8 protein-coding genes are annotated in these 6497 nt (G+C 67.1%); 4 read left to right on the forward strand and 4 right to left on the reverse strand.

Annotation, left to right across the window (positions count from 1 at the left end; all coding sequences use genetic code 11):
* A partial coding sequence (locus ACE3UY_RS11095) for an SUMF1/EgtB/PvdO family nonheme iron enzyme (RefSeq protein ID WP_374687593.1) occupies nucleotides 1-1850 on the reverse strand: 1850 nt, incomplete at its 3' end.
* A 6-nt stretch (nucleotides 1851-1856) separates the two neighbouring features.
* The gene (locus tag ACE3UY_RS11100) at nucleotides 1857-2456 is read right to left on the reverse strand and encodes an NUDIX hydrolase (protein WP_374687594.1); all 600 of its coding nucleotides are present in this window, start codon (nucleotides 2454-2456) and stop codon (nucleotides 1857-1859) included.
* 241 nt (nucleotides 2457-2697) lie between these two features.
* Between ACE3UY_RS11100 and ACE3UY_RS11105 the strand changes: the two genes are divergently transcribed.
* Entirely contained in the window at nucleotides 2698-3579 is an 882-nt protein-coding gene (locus ACE3UY_RS11105; protein WP_374687595.1) for a cyclopropane-fatty-acyl-phospholipid synthase family protein, read from the forward strand.
* A 10-nt stretch (nucleotides 3580-3589) separates the two neighbouring features.
* Here the strand turns inward: ACE3UY_RS11105 and ACE3UY_RS11110 are convergent, their stop codons facing one another.
* Together ACE3UY_RS11110 and ACE3UY_RS11115 are read right to left on the reverse strand one after the other, a co-directional pair.
* Nucleotides 3590-4075, reverse strand: coding sequence for a hypothetical protein (locus ACE3UY_RS11110; protein ID WP_374687596.1), 486 nt, complete (start codon nucleotides 4073-4075; stop codon nucleotides 3590-3592).
* Nucleotides 4072-4443 (reverse strand): nucleotidyltransferase family protein, encoded by a 372-nt coding sequence (locus ACE3UY_RS11115; RefSeq protein ID WP_374687597.1) that lies wholly within the window; start codon nucleotides 4441-4443, stop codon nucleotides 4072-4074. The genes ACE3UY_RS11110 and ACE3UY_RS11115 overlap by 4 nt, the downstream gene beginning before the upstream one ends.
* An 81-nt stretch (nucleotides 4444-4524) precedes the next feature.
* Between ACE3UY_RS11115 and ccmA the strand changes: the two genes are divergently transcribed.
* The 3 genes from ccmA to ACE3UY_RS11130 form a co-directional block, all read left to right on the forward strand.
* Nucleotides 4525-5223: a heme ABC exporter ATP-binding protein CcmA gene (ccmA, locus tag ACE3UY_RS11120; protein ID WP_374687598.1), complete on the forward strand. Its 699-nt coding sequence runs from the start codon at nucleotides 4525-4527 to the stop codon at nucleotides 5221-5223.
* Between the two features lie 35 nt (nucleotides 5224-5258).
* Nucleotides 5259-5963, forward strand: a complete 705-nt coding sequence (locus tag ACE3UY_RS11125; RefSeq protein WP_374687599.1) for a heme exporter protein CcmB — start codon at nucleotides 5259-5261, stop codon at nucleotides 5961-5963.
* A 70-nt stretch (nucleotides 5964-6033) separates the two neighbouring features.
* Nucleotides 6034-6497 (forward strand): cytochrome c biogenesis protein (locus ACE3UY_RS11130; protein ID WP_374687600.1); only part of this gene is annotated, 464 nt, incomplete at its 3' end.

Raw genomic sequence — 6497 nt, forward strand, 5'->3', positions numbered from 1 at the left:
GGCATGGCGCAGCGAAAGCCGAGGTTAGCCTGCGACACAGTCGGGTCGAAATTGTCGCGCACGATCACGCCCAGGTCATCCGGCGGCGACAGCCACGACCCGCCGCGCAACGACTTGTACTGCCCCTCCACCGGCCCCATCGGGTTGGTGTCGGCGATCTCCTCGTAGTAGTCAAAGTCGTACCAGTCGCCGACCCACTCCATGACGTTGCCCATCATGTCGTAGACGCCGGTGGGCGAGCGGCCGTCGGGGTAGCTGCCGGCCGGCGCGGTGTCGCGGTAGCCGTCATCCCACTCCCCGCCGCGATCCTCGCGCTGGCAGTTCACGTCGCAGAAGTTGAGCCGGTTGCCGTCGAACGAGTCGCCCCAGGGGAAGCGGTACTTCACCTGCTCGATCGGGTCGAACGAGGCGGCGAACTCCCATTCGGCTTCGGTGGGCAGGCGCGCCCCGCGCCACTCGCAAAACGCCGCGGCGTCGTACCAGCTGACGTTGATGACCGGGTAGTCGTCGAAGTCGGGGTTGCCGTAATAGGCCTGGTAATAGGTCGCGCCGGCCCGGTCGGGGCGCGGGCACGCCTCGGCGGCCACGCACTGGGCGTAGGCGGCGTTGGTCACCTCGGTCTCGTCAATGAAGAAGGAGTCGATGTGGACGATGCGCGCCGGCTTTTCGTCGTTCTCCTCGCTGGCGTCGTCGCCGATGCTGAAGATGCCGCCAGGGACGTAGATCATGCGCGAGCCAGTGCTGGTGATGAACGGCTGCGGCGTCGGCGTGGGCGGGATGGTCGGCTCGGGCGTGGCCGAGGGCGTCGGCGCGAGCTGGGTCAGCGCGGCGATGATGGCCGATTGCACGGTGGCCGTCGCCTCCGGCCCCTCCGCCTGGCCGCCCGGCGTCAGGTTAAAGGTGAGCAGGAAACCGATGAGGATCAGCACCATCACCAGCAGCGCCGACAGGCCGATGATGGAGCGGCGCTCGATCTGGCGGCGGGTGCGCGGCGTCAGGCGGGGCGGGGCGGCGGCCATCGCCGCCGGCGCAGGCTCTGGCCCGGCGCGGCGCAGCGGGCTGACGACCGGCGCGGGGCGGCCCGCCGGCCGCTCCAGGGCGCGGGCAAAGGCTTCGACCGTCTCATAGCGCGTATCGGGCCGCAGCGACATGGCCCGTCCGGCGACGATGGAGAGGTACGGCTCCACGTCGGGGTTCACCTCGCGCGCCGGGGTCAGGTCGCTCAGGCCCGTCTGGCGGCTCAGCGCGTTGGGCGGCGTCTTGCCGGTCAGCAGGGTGTAGAGCGTCGCGCCCAGGCTGTAGATGTCGGCCGCCGGGCCGACGTCCCCTTGCGCCTGCTGCTCCGGCGCGCCGTAACCGGGGGCGTTGGGGCGCACGCCCAGCCCCGGCAGGCCGGTGTCCACCAGAAAGACCTCGCCGGCCGGCGTCAGCCGGATGTTGGCCGGCTTGACGTTCAGGTGCAGCTGGTTCTGGCCGTGCAGGTAGGTCAGGGGGCGGCAGGCGGCCTGGAGCCAGGGGGCGATCAGGTCGGACGGCAGCGGGCCGTACTGGTCGAGCAGGCTTTGCAGATCGACGCCGTCCACATAGGCGCTGACCAGGTATTGGCCGTTGGCCAGCGCGAAGTGGTCGAGCATCTCCGGCAGCTGCGCGTGGCGCAGGCCGGCCAGCCGCCGCGCCTCGGCCCGGAAGCGCTTCTGGATTTCGACGGAGGCGTCGAGGTACTCCTTGACGGCGACGTCGCGCCGGTCGGAGCCATCCCAGGCGCGATAGACCGCGCCGTAAGGGCCGGAGGCCAGCAGGCTGACGATGCGGTAGCGGTTGTGGAGGAGTTCGCCGGGCAGAAGGGGCATGGGCAGCTATGAACCTTCGTGGCGCTGGAAGCGCACCATCTCGCTCGGCTGGCCGCTCGGGCCGCCCAGCAGGGCGCGCATCTCGACTTCGACGTAGGGCGCGGCGCAGGAGGCGGTGGCGAACTCGCGGATCATGGCGTAGTCGCTGGGGATGATGTGACCGGCGGCGTGCAGGGTGTCGATGGCCGCCAGGTCGAACCAGTGGACCAGCCCCTCCTGCTGTTCCGCGGCCTGCCCGTCGCGCACCAGCAGGTCGCAGACCAGCAGCAGGAAGTGGGCGGCGGGTGCGTCCGCCGCCTCGCCGGCCGTCCAGGGCGCGACCCGCTCGCTGACCAGCGCCCGCACGGCCACAAGCGACGTGATCAACCCCGTCTCTTCCAGCACCTCGCGCTCGACGGCCGCGGCCAGCGTCTCGCCGAAGTCCCACTTGCCGCCGACCAGCGCCCACTGGCCGGCGTAAGGCCCGCCGGCGCGGCGGATGAGCAGCAGGCGCTCGCTGTCGGCATGGGTTTGGCGGATGAGGGCGACGACAACCGGGACAGGCGCGGTCTGGGCGCGCCAGCGCTGTTCAAGAGGCAACGTGGGCAGCGACGTGAAGGGTTCCATACAGAGTGAGGGCGTGCCGGGACGCGCCTCGATGAATCGTGATTGGCCCGTATTGTAGCAGCAACGCGCGACCGAAGGTATAACCAGCGGCGGCCGAGCGTGCGTTGGGCCGCCGTTTCTTCCAAGAGATTAATCCAAAGCCCCGGTGATCCACGCAAAACTCACCGATAACCGTCTCAAAATCTGCGAAATCTGCGTAATCTGCGGATCATCCTTCTTCAATTCTGCCCATACCAATCGTATGTCTCAACGAAGCGCTATCCCCTCCACGCTGGCCGACGCCCTCTGGCGCATCTACCGCCGGCCCGACCCCGCACCGCTCTGGGAGCGGGGCGGCAACCTGCCCTGGAACGACCCCGCCTTCTCGGCGCGCATGCTGCGGGAACACCTGGACGAGTCGCACGGCGCGGCGTCGCGGGTGGCCGCCGAACGGGCGGCGCAACTGGAATGGCTGTGGGCGCGGCTGGGACTGTCGCCGGGCAGCCGGGTGCTCGACCTGACCTGCGGCCCTGGCCTCTACGCCGTACCGCTGGCCGGCCGCGGCTGCCACGTCACCGGGGTGGACTTCGGCCCGGCGGCCATCGCCCACGCCCGCCGGCTCGCGGCCGAGGCGGGCGTGGCCGAGCGCTGTGTCTTCATCGAAGCCGACGTGCGCGACTACCAGCCGCCGGCCGGAGCGTTCGACGCGGCGCTGTTCCTCTACGGGCAACTGGCCGTCTTCCCGCGGGCGGAGGCGGCGGCATTGCTGCGCAAAGTAGCCGGCGCGTTGCGGCCGGGCGGGCGGCTATGCGTGGAACTGCTTGACCCGGCGCGCGTGGACAAAGCCGACAGTTCGTGGTGGTTCACCGACGACAAAGGGCTGTGGGGCGACCGGCCGTTCCTGCACCTGGGCGAGCGGCGCTGGGACGAGGCGGAGCGAACGTCGGTGGAGCGCTACCTGATCCTCCATCTGGAGAGCGGGCATCTGGACGAGATCATCCTGTGCGACCAGACCTATGCGGTTGAGGAGATGACAGAGCTGATGCGGGCGTCCGGCTTCGCGACCGTGGCGGCTTATCCGGCGTGGGATGGTGTGGCGTTGTATGATGCGGAGGAGTGGGTGGTGTATCTCGCTGAGTGCTAGCAGCCGGCGCTTATTCCTGCCCCACCTGCGCGAGAAATACCTTGAAGTGCTGTAGCTCGTCAGTTATCCGATTTAGCACGACGCGCGCCTCTTGCGTGAGTTGATTGACGCGGTTGGCATCGAATTGAAAGGCATAAATGTTGCGGACAACGTGGCGGAAGCGCAGAAAATCCTCGAGTGCGCGACACGTTTCTTCAGTCAGTACGGGAGGGCGTATGGTCGGAAGATCGAGACACATCTGTTGAAGAAGATCGCGGTGCCAGCCTTCACCAGACGGCATACTTTTGTCTACGGTCGTCACAATCCCTCGAAAAATACGTTCCAAGCCTGTGTACAGGTCGTGCAAATTCAGCGCGACGGCGTCGATGTAGAGATCGGCGTCGTCTCGATGTTGATTGGCGGCGCGCAATGCTCTTTCGGCGCGAGATACCGTTTGTTCCAAATCGGCCAGTTCTTGATCGATGCGGCTGGCTAGGACGAGGAATTCGCTGCTCATACGTCGATTCCGTCGCGCTCGATAGCGTCAAGGAGGGCGGGTTTGGCCGTATTCACGTCAACCAGGTTGACCTCGATGCCGCCAGCCATGTCCATGGTCGCGCCGATGGCCCGCAAGGTGTCAAGTGGATCGATTCCCCAAGCCGCTATGTCTATATCAGACCAGGGCGTAAACCCCATTTCGCGGGCGAGCGAGCCGAAAACAACCACGCGCGTCGCGTGGAACTGGGTACGCAGTAACTCGGCTGCGGCGCGCGCAATGGCCCACGCCTTTTCGCGCCGCGCCGCTTCCGCCTCGCGACCTTGTTCGCGCATTCGCCGGGCGGTCGCGCGATAGACCGCCAGATCCTCGGGAGTCCATGTGGGCAAGTCCATGCCTCCAATTGTAGCAGGAAATCCTGACAGCGTTGCCAGTTGCCGCCGCCGGGCAATCGCTTACAATTCTCGACAATGATCCGCCTCCACGCCCTCGTCAAACAATACGGCCTCAATCCGGTGCTGCGGGGCGTCGATCTCCACGTCGGGCAGGGCGAGTTCGTCACGCTGGTCGGGCCGAACGGGGCGGGCAAGAGCACGCTGCTGGGCATCGTCGCCACCTTGCTGCGGCCGACTTCCGGCGAAGTGCGCGTCGGCGGCTGGAGCCTGCCGCATCAGGCCGATCGCGTGCGCCGCCACATCGGCCTCGTCTCCCATCACTCGCTGCTCTACCGCGACATGACCGCGGCCGAGAACCTGACCTTCTTCGCCAGGCTCTACCGCCTCGACCGGATCGAGGAGCGGGTCCTGGAGGCGCTGCGCAAGGTGGGCCTCTTCGCCCGCCAGCGCGACCCGGTGGGCACGTTCTCGCGCGGCATGGTGCAGCGGCTGACCATCGCCCGGGCTACGCTGCATGAGCCGGACGTGCTGCTGCTCGATGAGCCGTACACCGGCCTCGACCCGGAGGCCAGCCACCTGCTCGACGCGCTGCTGCAAGAGGAGTCGGCGCGCGGCCGGACGATCCTGATGATCACCCACGACCTGGGCCACGGGTTGGGGTTGGCCGACCGGCTGGTCATCCTCTACCGCGGCCAGATCGCCCGCGAGGTGACGCGGGCGGAGATCAGTCCGGCGGCCATCTATGATCTGTATGCGGACGTGACGATGATGTAGGGGCGGGTTTCAAACCCGCCCCTACAGAATGGGTGATGATGAAAGAGTACTGGGCGGCCGTGTGGGCCGTGGTGTGGAAAGACCTGCGCATCGAGGGCCGGACGCGGCAGACCATCAGCGTCATGGTCATGTTCTCCCTGGCGACGATCATCATGTTCAACTTCGCGCTGGGCATGGCGATTGGCATCGACCTGGACATCGGCCGCAACGTCTCGCCGGCGCTGCTGTGGGCTGTCGTGCTGCTGGCGGCCGTGCTGGGGTTGAACCGCTCGCTGGCGCTGGATCGGGAGAACCAGGTGTTCGACGCCCTGCTCATCGCCCCCGTCTCGCGCACCGCTTTCTACGTCGGCAAGGTCATCAGCATCACCCTCTTCACCCTGCTACTCGACGCCATCCTCGTCGTGCTGTTCACCGTGTTCTTCAACCGGCCGTTCTACTTGCCGCTGGTGCTGCTGGTGCTGGCGCTGGGCACGCTCGGCTACGTCGCCGCCGGGGTGCTGATCACCTCCATGACCATCCAGACACGGACGCGCGAGGTGCTGCTGCCCGTGCTGCTGTTGCCGCTGTCGCTGCCGCTGGTGTTGCCGGCGGCCATGGCGACCACGACCTACGTCAGTTCGGCCGTGCTGGGCGAGGCGTCGTGGGCCCAGGTGCAGGCCCCCGTGCTGCTGGTCATGGCCTATGATTTGCTGATGCTGGGCGCCGGTTTTCTCACCTATCCATTTGTGGTAGAGTCCTAACCCGTAGGGGCGACGCACTTCAGAAAGTGCGTCGCACCTGATAGCAACGATCACTACGGAGTAAACTTACATGACCCCTGCCTCGATCTCCAATCCGCGGCTAGACCGGGCCATTCGCGTCATGAACATCGCCGCCGTCGTGGCCATGGCTATCGCCATCGGCGCGATCTTCTTGTTCGCCCCGGTTGAAGTGACCATGGGCAACGTGCAGCGCCTCTTCTACTTCCACGTCGGCTCGGCCTGGGTGGGGGCGATGGTATTTGGCGTGGCCCTGGTGTGCGGGCTGCTCTACCTGCGCCGGCCGAACCGGGCCTACGACGCCGTGTCGTTGGCCTCGATCGAAGTCGGCCTGGTCTTCCTGTCCATGGCTATCGTCGGCGGCTCGTTCTGGGGCAAGCCGGCCTGGAACACGTGGTGGCTGTGGAGTCCGCGCCTGACGCTGGTGACGGTCGCCTGGCTGGTCTACGCCGCCTACTTCATGCTGCGCGGCGCCATCGAGGACGACCACCGGCGCGCCCGCTACGCCGCCGTCTA

It is taken from the genome of Promineifilum sp. (SeqCode), assembly GCF_041918635.1.
GTDB lineage: Bacteria > Chloroflexota > Anaerolineae > Promineifilales > Promineifilaceae > Promineifilum.

Coding starts and splice junctions, on each gene's coding strand:
- ACE3UY_RS11100 (WP_374687594.1), bottom strand. CDS start 2,456: ATGGAACCCTTCACGTCGCTGCCCACGTTGCCTCTTGAACAGCGCTGG.
- ACE3UY_RS11105 (WP_374687595.1), top strand. CDS start 2,698: ATGTCTCAACGAAGCGCTATCCCCTCCACGCTGGCCGACGCCCTCTGG.
- ACE3UY_RS11110 (WP_374687596.1), bottom strand. CDS start 4,075: ATGAGCAGCGAATTCCTCGTCCTAGCCAGCCGCATCGATCAAGAACTG.
- ccmA (WP_374687598.1), top strand. CDS start 4,525: ATGATCCGCCTCCACGCCCTCGTCAAACAATACGGCCTCAATCCGGTG.
- ACE3UY_RS11125 (WP_374687599.1), top strand. CDS start 5,259: ATGATGAAAGAGTACTGGGCGGCCGTGTGGGCCGTGGTGTGGAAAGAC.